Below are 15,803 nucleotides of genomic sequence, written 5' to 3'. Positions count from 1 at the left end.
AGAGATTAGAGGAGGCATTTTATGCAGCAAAAAAATTTGAGTTGTTCGTCAGAGCGCTTAGAAATAAGACCGCTCGCGTATTCGGATTACGAAAGTTGGCTTGAAGGATTTTTAAATCGAAGTCCGTCTAAACATCCATATGACCAAGGTTTGATCGATATGACTGAATGTACTCAAGAATGGTTTGAGGCATTAGTCGATAAACACCAAGCACTCATGAAGAAAGATGACATGTATATCTTCGCTATTTTTGATCAATTAGGCAACCATCTCGGCATGTTAGATATCGTCACGATTCAACGCGCAAACTTTAACTGGGGTGAAATTGGTTATTTCATACATAATCAGTTTTGGAGACAAGGTTATGCATTTGAAGCCATATCTAACATCTTGCCTTTAGTAAACGAACAGCTCGAGTTTCATCGCATTGAAGCCCATGTGAATATCGATAACGATCCATCTATCAACTTACTTGAGAAAGCAGGTTTCGAATATGAATGTACTCGAAAAGCTTTTATTTATGAAAATGGCGCATGGACAGATAATAAGATTTTCTATATTAATTTAGATTAATGATGACATCAAAAAACGAGGCTCACGCGATACAGTGAACCTCGTTATCCGTCAATAAATAGCTGTCCACTATTTATAAAAGCTCAAAATCAATATATTAAGTGGCATTTTACAGATTGCTTACCTGTCCTCGCTTTCCTAGGCGCCTCACTTCAACTAATTTTGGCTAATAAATAATACTTTAAATTACTATATATATTCGGCCAAAATGGATTTTCAGTTTCGGCTAGTTGCCTCAGGAGTCTCGGACGGTGTTGCAATCTGACTAAGCGACTTTAACCGATGTTTCGGTTGGAACCGTCTTTTTCTTACCTTGTTTATAAATCTTAAAAAGAATAACAATCCTATTTCAAAGAAAAAGTTATAAATACTCGTTTAAGCAACTTGATTTTATGATTGACTCCCTTTAATACAACATGATTTGAATTTTTCTATCCCATCTTATTCTCTATAATTTCTTGATACTTTTGTAAAATCTCACGATTTTCCATATAGCAGTCACTACTTCATTTCGATTAATAAAATGAAGAGTATATAGAATTTTAAAACTCTCTGAAGAATTTATAGTAAGTCTTAAATAACTGAGATCTTGATAAATAACATATAATAGTCCTAAATTAAAGAAGTATTCTTATATATACTTAGAACTCAATAAATTAAGATGCGACTTCTTCTGCGACAAAGATTTTTCGTGTATCCCACATGCCGGTTTCTGGGTTAAAATCATCACATGTAATCAACGTGAGTTGTTGTTTATCTGAATCTTGTTCGTCTAGCACTTTCACATCATCGGGTTTAACATCAAATATTTTTGTGATCTTGTATGTGCGTTTTTCATCGTCGATGGTTAAATTCACTTTACTGCCTTTTTTAGCAGCAGGGAGATTTGAAAATTGATAATCATCACTATCGGTGAATGTGTGACCTGCAATAGCGACATTTTGATCTTGCATGGATTCGTCTTCTTCAGCAAAGCTAACACCTCGATCTAACTGTTCTGGCGTTGCCGGACCCGGATACACAGGTTCTTTGATATCAGCTGCTGGAATAGAGATATAGCCGGCCATCTTAGATTTGTCTTTTGGAATTTTTAACTCTTTCTTCTCGTTACTTTTTTCTTCTGACGATTGATCAGAAGCATTACTTTCTTTATCGTAGTTTTCAATTTTATCTTCGTTTTCTTTGTTTTGTAGGTAATTATCGATATGTGGCTTAGCAAAAAGGTAAATAGCCACGAGTATTAAGATGACGCCGACAATTGTCAGCACCCAATCCAACCACTTTCTCATCGTTCATTTCCTTTCATATTGAGATCTACACTCAGTCATTTCAATTTGAAATGGACAAAATCGGTAGATTCTACTTTTTACTTTAATATCATTAGTATAGCACGACTTGAGTTTAAAGTGACAATCAGCGTTTTTGAACCATAGATTTTGACATTCATTTATGCGTATCTTTAACCGTTATTTTTTAAATCATGATGTAGACGCTCCAATTTGTGTTACTATCATATTATGTTTTTACGATTTTTAATTACCTAACTGAGGAGGCTTTTCTCATGATTAGACAAGCAACTGTCCATGATTTACCAGAAATATTAGACATCTATAATGATGCTATAATAAATACCACCGCGGTTTATACTTACAAGCCTGTCACATTAGAAGAACGTCAGCAATGGTTTGATCACAAGCAGCAACAACAACTCCCCGTCTTTGTAGTCGAACAAGAGGGGCAGGTTGCAGGTTTTGCGACATTTAGATCCTTTAGAGATTGGCCTGCTTACCTTTATACGATAGAACATTCTATTTATGTGAGCCCGCATTTCCAAGGGCAAGGGGTTGCTTCACAACTGCTCGACACTCTAATTAAATACACACGGGACCATCATTATCAAACGATCGTTGCAGGAATTGATGCGCATAACGCTGCGAGTATCGCATTACATGAGAAATTTGGATTCAAGCACGCAGGTACATTATCGAAAGTGGGATACAAATTTGACCAGTGGCTCGACTTAGCATTTTATCAATTACAGTTAAAATAAAAATGATGCATCTCCTGATATTTAACCAGGACATGCACCATTATTTATTTTGTCTCAAATGAATAAGTAACCTTACATACGTATATAGAAAAACAATCATGATACTGATTGATATTGATTTTAGTAAACGGTTTTGCCACGTGCCATCAACCGTAAAGTAATATGTCAAAATCGTATTGATGGTGAGCGTGATAAAAAGTATTGCTAACTTAAAAAGCATCCATCCCCATTCCTTTACATCAGTTTAGTGGGTTGGATGCTTTTTTTCAATAGTGAATGAAAGCGATCACACGATTATTTTATGATTTGACGTTTTCTTCGCCAAAGATTTTACGTTTAATTTCTTGTCCAGTTGGTGTACCAGCAAGACCGCCCATACCTGTTTCACGTAATGAAGAAGGTAAGTTTCTACCGACTTTATCCATTGCTTCGATGACTTCATCAACTGGGATACGACTTTCCACACCAGCTAATGCTAAGTCTGCTGAAATTAATGCATTACCTGAACCGATGGCATTACGCATAACACATGGGATTTCAACTAATCCGGCAACTGGGTCACAAACAAGTCCGAGTAAGTTTCCGATTGCAATGGCCATCGCATGACCAGATTGTTCAGCAGTACCACCTGAAATTTGAACTGCTGCTGAAGCTGCAATCGCTGAAGCTGAACCGACCTCAGCTTGGCAACCACCTGTGGCACCAGCAACGCTGGCATTGTTTGCGACAACTTTACCGCAAAGTGCAGCTGCGAATAAGAAATCAATCAATTGTTCATCGTCAAAGCCGTGTGTTTTTTCTAATTTGAAAATAACACCTGGGATTGTACCTGATGAACCAGCTGTTGGTGTAGCACAAATAATACCCATCGCTGCGTTAACTTCGTTTGTTGCAACTGCGCCTTTCACCGCTTCAAGCATTTCTTGGCCTGCTAATGGATGTTCGTTTTCGCTGTATTTTTGTAATCTGATGGCATCTTGACCTGTATAACCTGTTACACTTTTAACGCCTTCACCTGTTGTACCTTTTTTAACAGCATCTCTCATCACTTCTAAGTTAGATCTCATTTGTTCTCTAACTTCTTCTCTTGGTTGTCCTTGAAGATCCATTTCTTCTTCGATCATCATTTCGGAAAATGATTTATTGTGTTCAGTTGCATAATCTATTATCTCTTTCATAGATTCAAACATGATAACACCTCTTTATTTAATATACGAAAAGACTATGTCACTATATTTATTTCTTATACGTTCTAGGAGGTCAGGATCTAAACTTTTATTTAGATTGCACGCTAAAAGCCAACCTTCTTTTTTAATCGTTTTGATTTGTTCATTGATGTCGACATTCCAGTCAATCAAATCGTTAATTAAATGGTTAATTTGTGCATTATCTGTTTGACCATCAACGACTAAAATGGGTAGTCCGTGATTCATCAAAATACATAATCCATTTACATTGATACTTTTAATTTTAATTGTACCGCCACCGATAGAAATACCATTGACTTCAACGTGGCGATCGCCTGCATCTGCTTTAATCAATGCACAGTTAGGATGTTCCCCTAGACTTGAACCAGATTCTTCGATGATTTCAACTTCAATTCCTTTGTCTTCTGCGATTTCTAAAGCTTCTCGAATTCGCGTGTCAAATGTACTAAAACCAATTGCTCCCCCAACTGTAGCTTTATCTGTACCATGACCAGAATGTGTTGCTGCAAATGATTCGTAATAGTGTACCTCAATGCGTTCTGGCTCTGCTTGTAAAACAGAATAAACTGCGTTACCGATTTTAACAGCGCCTGCTGTATGTGAACTTGAAGGACCAATCATGACGGGCCCGATCACATCGAAGGCACTTTGATAATCTTGTTTACGCGCCATAACTACTTCATCTCCCTTAATTTTAATATGCCCTATGCATTAATTTGCTTGGTTTTGTGTACTTTGTGCTTTGAAGTTAAAATTAATAAGATTGAATTTCTTAATAATTTTACTGATGATATATCCTAATACGAGACTGACAACAACGACAGTAGCAATAGTTACAACGGCATGTACCGGTTCGTTAAAGCCGAACAATACGATTGCACCAGCAATTGGTGTCGCCATACCAGTAACATTGATCACAAGACCACTAAATGTCACGATACAAGCATTTACCACTCCAACGAGGGCGTTCGCACCATAAAGTTGTAATGGATACTTGGCAATTAAATCAATTTGAGTTAATGGTTCAACGGCAACTGCAAATGCTTTAGAACCATTGCCTCCGAGATTTAATTGTTTGAACAACATAAGGTTGACGAATGAACTACCTGTACAAGCTAATGCACCGATAGCCATTGGAACACCTGTTAAGCCAAGTAAGCTGGTTAGTACCATTGAACTTAATGGTGTCATACCTGTAACTGGAATAATCAATCCGAGAATAATCGCTAACGCATAAGGATGATCATCACCGACTGCTGTAACCGCACCACCAATTTGTTGTAGAAGTGCTGTTACCCCAGGGCTAATAATTGTAGCAAGTAAGAATGTAAGTGCAGGTGCAATTAAAATAACTACAATTAAATCGAGTCCTTCTGGTACTTTTTTCTCTAAAAATTTAACCCCAAATGATATGATATAGGCTGCTAGAAATGCTGGCAACAATTTGAAATCATGTAACACTAAACCAACAATAACAGCAAAGACAGGAGAAATACCCATTTTCGTACAAGTAAGGAAACCAACGGCTACCCCACTTAAACTACCAGCTAAATCCCCGATTTTTTGTAGAAACTCAATGTCGAACACGCCGCCAATCGCATAGCTTAAGAATGCTTGCGGTAGAAACGTCGCACAGGCGGCACCTGAAAGTGCTTGTAAACCTTCCTTACCATAAGGCGCAAAATTTAAAAACAACGTCATCGCTAAAAGCACGATGAGTAGTGTGCCGGTCCCTAAAACAATATCCATTTCCCAATTACCTCTTTTCAGTTTTCTTTATAATTTATTTGTAATACACAAATATCTATAAATAATAAGTAAGCGATTTCAAATAATATAATACTATAAACATCATATTTTTGTGAAGCGATTCACAAATCATCCCCGATGTAAAATATCCCTTTTGAAGTGTTAAGTGTGTTTATTAAGCAAATCGCCTTCATTGAGACCTAAAAAAAGACGCATGATGGAAATTTCAATTGGAAAATTCATCGGTAAACCACGCTTTTATTCTGTTTTATCACTAAGTTGTGACAAATTGTTCATAGTTAGAAACCACTTAAATTTATTTTAATCCATTGCAAACGGTAACATTTTTAATACGATTTTTAAATGTATTTAAATCACTTTTTGGTTTATTTTGAAAAAGTAATTGTATATTTGCTACAAAATTCAATAAGCAAATATATTCGGAAAATTAAAAAAGATAACACATTTTCCGTCTTTCTAAAAAAGCATATTGGAGGATAAATAATAACTGTAGTTTAATGTTATCTATACTTATATTCTAACATAGATTAATATAAAGTTACACAAAACCATAATTATTAAGCAATTAACCCTATTCACAATTATTTGATAATTGTAGAATGGTGTGTGCAAGTTGTTTACATCCCTCTTTGATGGGATTTGCATTTGTTCTGTGACATTTGTCTACGATTTATAAAAAATACGTAAACTTTTTGTAAAATCGAACTAAACGTTCGCTATTCATAATATAATGTAGGCAAAGAGGTGATATATCATGATAAAAAAATCTCAATGGTCCAACCTTCTGAGTTTAGCTATCGCAGTATTGTGTTTTTTATTTATTATCGCTGTCGTCCTCTTTCTGTTAGATGCCTTTCATATTAATACTTCTGGCGCTTCATATATTATCACGTTAGGTAACTGGTCTTTCGTGAGTTTTTTCCAATATGATCTCTACAACGGGTTATTCACCTTGTTCGCCATTATTACTCTGGTTTTATTCTGTGTAGAAAGTTTTCATATATGTTATTCTATGCACTAAATTGTTTCTAAAATATTTGAGTTTTGTTTTATCTTACATAGTGCATCATTAAAAGGAGACGAACTTCAACCTAAATGGTTTGAGTCGTCTCCTTTTTTTGATTTGTATAACTATAGGTTCTTACTACACATTCTATATACCAATCGCCTTTTTTAATCCGACGAGTTGGATATCACGCAATGTCGCTGCCACTTCATCGATATCGATATCATCTTTATTATTAGACCAATATTGAAATGTCTTAATCAATATCACAAAAATATATTCTCTGACTAAATCTCCACGTACTTTTGACACGTGTTGCATTTCTTCTAACGCAAAAAAGCGTTTAGCAATTTGGTTTTTTAATTTCATTTCAAAACTAGAATCCCCATTACGGCCGAGCAGCCGTTGTATAGCCACAGAATAAGGTTCTAGGGACTGAAAAATCTGTTTGTACATCTCTACATTAAAGATATCTTCTTCAGGAAATTCCCGCTGTATTTTCACTCTCTCGTCGTTGATATGTGATACGATCATTTCTTCAATTTCTGAAAGCAAATCATATTTATCTTCATAATATCTGTAAAAGGTACTTCGGGTCACTTCTGCTTCTTTAACAATTTGATTGACCGTAACTAAATCGAATTTTGTATGTTCAAGTAATGCAATCAAACTCTCTCTAATACGTCGCTGTGTCAAATTGGTCTTTCTTTCATACCCCATATAGTTCCTCCTTTTCAAACTCAATATAACACAAAATCAAACATATTGTTTGAAATTGTACAAGGTATTTCATTTTGTGCTGTTCTCATAACGTAAACCTTGCTATAGTGCCAAAGTATTCAATATAAGAAATTTAGGAGGCTTGTTCATGTCTACTCAAGCAAACAATAATAGACATTTAGATATTCATGGTCAACCTTATCGACCAACCGTGATCATGAGTATTATTTTGTTAGCTACCTTTGCGGGTGCATTAATGCAAACGTCTTTAGGTACCGCATTACCAACTTTAATGGAAGATTTTGATATTGACTTTAGCACTGCGCAACAAGCAACGACATGGTTCTTACTTGCTAATGGAATCATGGTTCCATTATCTGCATTTCTCGCAACACGCATTTCTACAAAATGGTTACATGTGAGTTCATATGCCATTTTACTCTTAGGATTAATCTTAACCGCTATCGCCCCTTCTCAAACAGAAGGATGGGCACTCTTTCTAACTGGTCGTATTGTAACGGCTGTGGCAGTGGGTATCATGTTGCCATTGATGCAAATCATCATCATTAACATGTTTCCACCAAACCGACGTGGCGTTGCGATGGGCTTAAGCGGTTTAGCTGTCGGGCTAGCGCCTGCGATGGGTCCTACATTTGCCGGATGGATCCTCAATAAAGATCATGTCATTCTCGGCCTTACGATTACAGATTCATGGAGAAACATCTTCGTCTTACCAATTATCATCGTTGCTATCGCATTTGTATTAAGTTTCTTCTTCATGAAAGATGTCATTCCAAATCGCAAACTGAAATTAGATATTTATTCACTCGTCCTTTCATGTATCGGTCTCGGACTCTTCTTATGGGGCTTTTCAAACGTTGCAACAGAAGGATGGGACAGCGTAGGTTACGTCATTTTACCAATCATCGGAAGTGTCATCATTTTAACGTTCTTTGTGATTAGACAGTTAAAATCTTCAGATCCGTTCTTAGATTTACGTGTCTTTAAAACAAAAGGTTTCACAATCGCAACCATTGGATTGATCGTTGTCACAATGGCTATGTTCGGTGTTGAAATGATGTTACCGACGTACTTACAAAATATTCACGGCTTTACGCCTTTTGAATCAGGACTAACGTTATTAGCTGGTGCGCTCATGTTAGGTTTTATCTCACCGATTTCAGGTGCACTTTATAACAAAATTGGCATTAAACGCTTAGCATTTGCAGGCTTTACGATATTGACACTGGCTTCTATCCCGTTTGGCTTTTTAACAGATCATACTTCACCAACATTGATTCTCGTACTTTACGCCGTGCGTATGTTTGGTGTTGCCATTCTGATGATGCCATTAACAACGAATGCGATGGACGCCTTGTCTACTGAAAAAGGAACGCATGGTACAGCAGTAAATAATACCGCCAGACAAGTTGCTTCATCGATTGCGGTCGCATTACTCACATCCATCACTCAAAATATGATTAATAATCACATGCCAGCATCTAGTTTAAAAGAAAGTAATCCATTAAAATTTGCTGAACTCGCGCAACAAGCTTCAGTAGACGGCTTTAATACCGCATTTATCATCGGTATTGGCTTTGCCTTAGTCGGCGTCATCATCGTGCCGTTCTTGAAAATGAATTCAGCAGAAAGTGAGGAGAAATAATATGATAATAACGATTGTCTTAGCGTTATGTGTCTTTGCAAGTTGGCTCTTAATTCCTCATAAAATCACGCGTTATATTTTGGGTACATTATCTACCCTTGCATTGCTACTTCAAATTATTGCGATTACTGCAAATATGACACATCACTGGGGTATGGAAAAACAAGTGACAACCTCAGGTAAAAAAGAAATTTACAGTGCAGGAGATCAAAAATTACCTACTCATCTACTGATTGCGAATGAAATTGGTGAAGATACCAACAACTATGTCATGGTTTTCAAAAATAATGAAAATGACAAAGAGGCAAAACCACATTTTAAACCTAATATGGATAAATCACATATGTCAGAAGCAGTGAAAAAACAAGCGAAATATGAAGTGAAAGATACGGATCAAGCGACACAACAAACGACGAAAGAAGAATGGGTTTGGAAATCCGATTTCTATAAATTTTTATTGAATTTCGGTAACGATCAACAAGAGCTAATTAAATCTACAACAACCGTCACTGTACCAGAAGATACGTGGGTCGTGCTTAGCGCTGACCAAGCGAAAAGACTACAGCAGTCTCAAAAAGATGCACAGCAACAAATGGATCCTAAAAAACAACAACAAATGACTCAGCAATTAGCAATGAAATATAAAAAACAACATCCAGATGCTTCAGAACAACAAGTCAAAGATTATGTAGAACATCAAACACAAATCCAAGTTACAAAACAAATCAAACAGATGATTTCTGAACAAGATTAATTCCACAGATTATAAATATAGGAATTTTCTGAAATTAATATTGTCACATTACTAGGTTAGTTATATAATAATTATGAAAACAGGCAGCCATATGATAGCACTGTGTTAATGTTTACATTGACACCTATACTTAATCATTTACACTCACATTCATCGTCATTATCATAGCATGGGCTGCCTTGTTTTCTTTACATATTAAGGTCTATACTCCATATTACTTAATTTGAGATCTATTCATAATTAAAAGCTCTCTTTTTTTAATTTTATCCCCTTTTTTATTACTACGATTCGAATTCAGTTACTTTCATATTAATAAAAACGTCCTTTAATACTTAAAAACTATCTTTTTATGAAAATTTTTTTCTCAGTGATCAATGATGCTAGCGTAAATTGTAAAATATCCCTAATACAACCAGAAGATTTTTACGACAAAAGGTGATTTTATTTATGGCTATCTCAACATTAACCATTCATAGTAATATACATACCACTCTACAACGTTGTATCGATGAAGTAATTATTTTGTTTCCCTTATCCTATCATTGCAGTATTACACGTAACGGCAAGCACTATAATATACATTCTGGAATCATTATCAATAATTCAGATCTATATCAAATTCATGACAGCAGAGACTTAGTGGAATTACGCATTCCTTTAACCTGGTTCGTTAAACGGTTTGATGACATCTCCCATTCTTATTTTGATTTCGCGCAAATTCAAAGTCCTTTCGAATTGAAATCACTCATTTTACAGAATGTTGCACCGAAGTTTATGAATAAAACGATTGAAACAAGCAACATCCTTAAAATTATTGATTTTTTAATTAAAGAAGCACGTATTCCGTTAACACAAGTGTATATGCCGGTGATTAAAACGGAAAAACCTTTAATACGTAAACTTTTGGCGTTTACGAATCAACACATCTATGAAAATATCTCGACTTCAGATCTCAGCAATCATTTTTTCATCTCCCAGTCTTATATTTCGATTCTATTCAGTAAACATTTAGGAATGAATTACAAAGACTATGTTGCATCGTTGCGCATTTCTCTATCATTGTTAGATTTAACACAAAATAGTCTCATGTTGAACGAGGTCTTCCATAAATTTAGTTATACCAATATGGCTACGTTTACGAAACAGTTTCAACGGTACCTCTATCAAACACCGCGTCAATATACAATGGATTACCGCGCATTACACCTAAAAAATCAAGGAGACTTGCAGATCCTTCCATTCGATTATGCCGCGTATCATGAAGACATCCAGAAATTACAATCTAAACTCAATGAAGTAGAAGTGAGAAGTTTACACCTCAAAAATTTAAAAGAAGTGCACGCGATTCCACCTATAGAAACTTACATCCATGTGGATTATCTAGTAGATTTAGTTAAATATACACATCAGTATTTTGATCACATTGAACTAAAACGCTTCGCCGTTCCGAATCTACTTATTCGTCACTTAACGGAATCAGATTTTGAGGAACTACATTCTTACTATGCATTAATCGTGTTAAAGGAATTGATCGACAACGGTTGTCATGTGACGTTTCAACTCGACTCCATTGCACTTTACCATCGATGTGAACAGTTTTTATCGAAACTATTAGACGCAGGAACGATCACGACCCAACATTTTGCTTCTCTGACTTTATTATTCAATAGTGCGCAAACACCATTAAATGATATCGCTCTGATACGCAGAAGCGCTCAAAGTAAATTACCTTCCATTCGTTTCGCCTACATCATCGATCATTATTTAACTGAAACGAAACTGTCAGACTATACATTAGAATCATTAAAATCAGTCGGCATTGATTTTTATTTTATCGAATCTGACCTCATCACTTTTAACCAATATTTATGTGTAAATGCTGAACAATACCATACGACTTCAAGCATTAAAGACAACATACAGAAGTTTATTAAACAGTTTGGGACAGAAGCCAAGCAACTCGTGTTTAATCAAATGACACACAGTGGTATCCGGGCCTATTATGAATCTCATTGTCACTTAATCAATGTGCATTTAACCCAATTTATCATCGAAATCAGTCAACATATTGGAGGCCTCGGTTACCCAATACAGTCAGAAGATAATGATCAAATCACCTTACTCAACCATCATCTCTGTAAAATGCCAGTCGTGCACATCTACCAACTGCTAAGACAATTTATCGGCTAACAAGTCATGTTGACACCTTTTGGTATTGTGAGTAAGCGGGACAACCAATACCATCTGTTGCTCTTCGGTGCCACAGAATACAATGATGAACAACGTGTCTCTCGTTTAGTGAAGGTCTATCATGAATCACAAACACAAACGACAATCTTTACCCGTGTATTAAACCAAGAATTCGGTACAATTGAAAATGCTATCCCATCGACTATGGATCATGTGTACTTAAATCCTTCAATCATCAAGGTATTAAACGAGTCGAACCACATGAGCGCAAAGATTGAAACACTGAAACACAATGGTTATTTTGAGATCAAATTACAAAATCATTCATTGCACTATAAAACATTTTTACACTATTAAAATAGAGTGGCACGACGAAATCTGTATTCAACACATGGATTTCATCGTACCACTCCTATATTTACTGATGACATGTTGGGGTTGCCGTTCAACATGTCTTTTAAAGTTCCGTCGTATTTATTTTTAATTACACTAAATCAATCACTATTGACTGCTTCATCTCCTAATATTTCCCGGGCAATACGATCCCCGATTTGTTTCGCAGCTGTGCCTTGTTCGAGATGACAGAACCGCGCTGCAAATGTCTTGATCTGCTCACTATACGTTGCTTTAATTTGAGAAAGATCTTTCAATTGTGCTGTTAATGTATGTGCATCCTTGATGATGGGTCCTGGCAGTTCAGTTAAGTAATCCATATAGAACCCACGTAACGCTTCATCATATTTTTCTAAATCATAAGCGAAAAAGAGCTGAGGACGTTGTAAGATGCCATAATCAAACATCACCGATGAATAATCTGTGATTAATGCATCACTGATTAAAAACAATTCCGATACATCGTCATAATTAGAGACATCAAACGCAAAGCTTTCATACCCACTGAGATCTAATTGTTCAGCAATAAGATAATGCATGCGTAACAGCAACACAGTATCTTCACTGAGTTGTGCATACATTTCTGCGAGATCAATCTTCAACTGAAAGGCATATTTCCCTTTTTCAATATATTCATCGTCACGCCAAGTCGGCGCATACATAACCACTTTTTTATCTAAAGGAATATTTAAATTCACTTTAATTTGTTGGATATAGTCTGCATCATGCTGACGATTCACGATAATATCATTCCGTGGATAGCCCGTCTCTAAGATACGTTCAGGCTCCATCCAAAAGGCAGATTGGAAAATCTCAGTCGAATAGCGATTCGGTGAAATTAAGTAATCCCAGCGTGCCGTTTCATTTCTGAAATTTATTTTATATTGAGCTGTTGTTGTATCTGGCATACGGACATGGGTCATATCCCCCGCTAAACGTTTTAATGGAGTCCCGTGCCATGTTTGATAGTACGTTTGATTCTCTTTTTTATTGAGCGATGGTGCTAAACGTGCATTTGTCACCCAGTGGCTTGCTTTTGCATATGCTTTGTAATAGGCATCCGACCCTTTTAATACTTTCGTTACTGGGCCAGGCACTTTATGTTGTAAATGGTCTTTAAATACCCAAATATAATTAAACTGCGGATAATGTCGCATCATATATTCGTAGATATACTTTGGACTGTCACTATAATTTTTCCCGTTAAAGCTTTCAAAGACAATCGTATGAGGATCAACTTTCGCTTCACGATCATACAACTGATATTTCGACAGCGCCTTCCCTTTACCTCCTAAAATAAGGCGTTTCAAATGTTTAAGAACATATCTAAAGGTGCTAAATCGTTTGACTTTTTGAGGACGGTCACCATATACCAGTAGCATGCTCGCAATAAATAATGGACGTTTCGTTTGTAAGATCTGACGCTTTGTACTTTTAACTACCGCTTGTAACAATGGAAAATATTGATCATAACGTGCTTTGATGTCCTCACGTGAAGGATCAAAGGCATCCATCAGCACTTGGACCATGCGTTTTTTCAACAATGTGCTGTGTACTTGATGCGGCGCAAGGTTTAAGCTACGGAAAAAGCTCGTGACATAATCTTTAAATTGAACATCGAAGCTTTCCATGGATAAATTCGGACTTTCAAACGGATAAATGACCTCGCCTCTGTAATAAAAATGTGCACCTTCGACATATTTAAAATGTTCAACATATTTCACATACTGCATCATGAACGGTTGATCGATAAAAATAGCTAACCCTGAATCAAATTGAAGTTGATGTCCTTTAATGATAGCCGTTTTAAAAACGATGTTGCAGACCGTGGCCTCACGTAATAAGTATTGCGTATCAGCAGTTGAATTACATGCGTAAACGGATACTTTAGATTGATCAAGTGTGTCTGGACGATCAGGTGTAAATGCTGAGATCGGTGCTACAACTGCATCTTCATGGTCGATCTCATTTAAATAAAACGCGACACTGTACGGCGCTAAAATATCGTCCGCATCGACAAACATTAAGTACGGTGTCGTAACTTGTTCGAGACCTTTGTTTCTCGCTACTGCATGGCCATAATTATCATCTAATTTGATGTGAATATGGGGTTGATCATACTGTTTAAGCAACGTCGTGACGATGTGTTCTGAATCGTCCGTTGAACCATCATTAATTAAAATGAGCTCAAAATTCTGCTCTGTTTGTTGTAAAATGCTTTCCAAACAGAGTTGAATGTTATCTTGATTATTGTAATACGGAACGATGAGAGATAGTTTTTTCATATTAACCCGCTTCCTCTTTATTAGAAGTTAATATCTGTGATTAATCTAAATATATTTCTCATAATTATATATACAACAACTATCAATAACAAGCCATAACGTTGCAACTTCTAGTAAAAATAATTAAATCTTTATTACTAGAGTTAGATGAATTGTCTACGTCATGTTTGATTGTGGGCTCGATGTACTTTTCCTGGGTATTTCTTTAAATCTCATAATAACGACTAAAAAACCACCTCAACTCGGAGGTGGGTTTAGCTCATCATTTTATCCGTTTCAACATATCGTCACCGCATTACAGTTGAAACGCTGTCACTGAATTAGTTTAATTTTTGTTGCATAAAGCGCATGACTTCATCTTTCATTTCTTCGTCACGCAATGCATATTCGATTGTCGTTTTCACAAAACCAATCTTTTCACCAACATCGTAACGTTGACTTTCAAAATCATAAGCAATCACTTTCATGTCATGGTTCATGCGTTCGATTGCGTCCGTCAGCTGAATTTCGCCCCCGCTACCTTCTGTTTGATTTGCTAAATAATCAAAGATTTTTGGTGATAACACATAACGACCCATAATCGCTAAATTAGAAGGTGCAGTGCCTTGTGCAGGCTTTTCAACAAATTGTTTCACTTCGTATCGTCTACCATCTTGTTGACCAGGATCAATAATGCCATAACGATGCGTATCTGATTCGGGCACCGTTTGAACACCGATGACTGAAGCGTCATTTTCCTCATATTGTTCAATAAGCTGTTGAATCGCTGGTGTTTCTGAATCAACAATGTCATCGCCTAATAACACCGCAAACGGTTCATCACCGATAAACTGTTTCGCTGTATAAATCGCGTCACCTAAACCGAGTTGTTCTTTTTGCCGGACATAAAAGATATTTGCGAGATTCGTTGCATCATGAACCTTTTCTAATAAAGTATCTTTTCCTTTTGCTTCAAGGACGCTTTCTAACTCTTGTTGTCTATCAAAATGGTCTTCAATCGCGCGTTTATGTTTACCAGTTACGATAATAATGTCTTCGATGCCAGCGCGAGCTACTTCTTCTACGATATATTGAATGGTTGGTTTGTCTAGAATCGGTAACATTTCCTTCGGCATCGCCTTCGTTGCAGGTAAGAATCTTATGCCTAAACCAGCCGCTGGAATCAGTGCTTTTTTTACTTTTTTCATA

Annotated in this window: 13 protein-coding genes; 6 read left to right on the top strand and 7 right to left on the bottom strand. The window is 36.3% G+C overall.

Going from position 1 to position 15,803, the window contains the following annotated elements; all coding sequences use genetic code 11:
- The first annotated feature begins 21 nt into the window (after positions 1-21).
- A complete protein-coding gene (locus ACSBRB_RS05425) occupies positions 22-573 on the top strand; it encodes a GNAT family N-acetyltransferase (RefSeq protein WP_435031929.1) in 552 nt (183 codons plus the stop codon).
- 656 nt (positions 574-1,229) lie between these two features.
- On the opposite strand, the gene srtA is transcribed toward ACSBRB_RS05425, so the two are convergent.
- The gene (srtA, locus tag ACSBRB_RS05420) at positions 1,230-1,862 is read right to left on the bottom strand and encodes a class A sortase SrtA (protein WP_435031928.1); all 633 of its coding nucleotides are present in this window, start codon (positions 1,860-1,862) and stop codon (positions 1,230-1,232) included.
- 272 nt (positions 1,863-2,134) lie between these two features.
- On the opposite strand from srtA, the gene ACSBRB_RS05415 reads away from it, so the two are divergent.
- A complete protein-coding gene (locus ACSBRB_RS05415) occupies positions 2,135-2,623 on the top strand; it encodes a GNAT family N-acetyltransferase (RefSeq protein WP_435031927.1) in 489 nt (162 codons plus the stop codon).
- A gap of 299 nt (positions 2,624-2,922) precedes the next feature.
- Here ACSBRB_RS05415 and sdaAA read toward each other — a convergent pair whose 3' ends face one another.
- The 4 genes from sdaAA to ACSBRB_RS05395 form a co-directional block, all read right to left on the bottom strand.
- The gene (gene sdaAA / locus ACSBRB_RS05410; RefSeq protein WP_435031926.1) at positions 2,923-3,813 is read right to left on the bottom strand and encodes an L-serine ammonia-lyase, iron-sulfur-dependent, subunit alpha; all 891 of its coding nucleotides are present in this window, start codon (positions 3,811-3,813) and stop codon (positions 2,923-2,925) included.
- Between the two features lie 12 nt (positions 3,814-3,825).
- Positions 3,826-4,503 carry an L-serine ammonia-lyase, iron-sulfur-dependent subunit beta gene (sdaAB, locus tag ACSBRB_RS05405; RefSeq protein ID WP_059108018.1) on the bottom strand — a complete coding sequence of 226 codons (678 nt, stop codon included), beginning with the start codon at positions 4,501-4,503 and terminating at the stop codon, positions 3,826-3,828.
- A gap of 39 nt (positions 4,504-4,542) precedes the next feature.
- Positions 4,543-5,580, bottom strand: coding sequence for a PTS sugar transporter subunit IIC (locus ACSBRB_RS05400; protein ID WP_435031925.1), 1,038 nt, complete (start codon positions 5,578-5,580; stop codon positions 4,543-4,545).
- Between the two features lie 1,174 nt (positions 5,581-6,754).
- A complete protein-coding gene (locus tag ACSBRB_RS05395) occupies positions 6,755-7,327 on the bottom strand; it encodes a TetR/AcrR family transcriptional regulator (RefSeq protein ID WP_435031924.1) in 573 nt (190 codons plus the stop codon).
- A 148-nt stretch (positions 7,328-7,475) separates the two neighbouring features.
- On the opposite strand from ACSBRB_RS05395, the gene ACSBRB_RS05390 reads away from it, so the two are divergent.
- The 4 genes from ACSBRB_RS05390 to ACSBRB_RS05375 all read left to right on the top strand — a co-directional run bounded on the left by ACSBRB_RS05390 (position 7,476) and on the right by ACSBRB_RS05375 (position 12,294).
- Positions 7,476-8,993 (top strand): MDR family MFS transporter, encoded by a 1,518-nt coding sequence (locus ACSBRB_RS05390; protein ID WP_435031923.1) that lies wholly within the window; start codon positions 7,476-7,478, stop codon positions 8,991-8,993.
- A 1-nt stretch (position 8,994) separates the two neighbouring features.
- A complete protein-coding gene (locus tag ACSBRB_RS05385) occupies positions 8,995-9,747 on the top strand; it encodes a DUF4811 domain-containing protein (RefSeq protein WP_435031922.1) in 753 nt (250 codons plus the stop codon).
- A gap of 447 nt (positions 9,748-10,194) precedes the next feature.
- On the top strand, positions 10,195-11,937 hold the full coding sequence (locus tag ACSBRB_RS05380; protein WP_435031921.1) for a helix-turn-helix transcriptional regulator: 1,743 nt from the start codon (positions 10,195-10,197) through the stop codon (positions 11,935-11,937).
- Positions 11,938-11,943: 6 nt separating this feature from the next.
- Positions 11,944-12,294, top strand: coding sequence for a hypothetical protein (locus ACSBRB_RS05375; protein ID WP_435031920.1), 351 nt, complete (start codon positions 11,944-11,946; stop codon positions 12,292-12,294).
- A 137-nt stretch (positions 12,295-12,431) separates the two neighbouring features.
- Here ACSBRB_RS05375 and ACSBRB_RS05370 read toward each other — a convergent pair whose 3' ends face one another.
- Together ACSBRB_RS05370 and galU are read right to left on the bottom strand one after the other, a co-directional pair.
- Entirely contained in the window at positions 12,432-14,615 is a 2,184-nt protein-coding gene (locus tag ACSBRB_RS05370; RefSeq protein WP_435031919.1) for a bifunctional glycosyltransferase/CDP-glycerol:glycerophosphate glycerophosphotransferase, read from the bottom strand.
- 320 nt (positions 14,616-14,935) lie between these two features.
- Positions 14,936-15,802: a UTP--glucose-1-phosphate uridylyltransferase GalU gene (gene galU / locus ACSBRB_RS05365; RefSeq protein ID WP_435031918.1), complete on the bottom strand. Its 867-nt coding sequence runs from the start codon at positions 15,800-15,802 to the stop codon at positions 14,936-14,938.
- Position 15,803 lies beyond the last annotated feature (1 nt).

The organism is Staphylococcus auricularis (assembly GCF_051172115.1).
GTDB lineage: Bacteria > Bacillota > Bacilli > Staphylococcales > Staphylococcaceae > Staphylococcus > Staphylococcus auricularis_A.
Note: the sequence above shows the minus strand (reverse complement) of the source record. Positions and strands in the feature narration are given on the sequence as shown.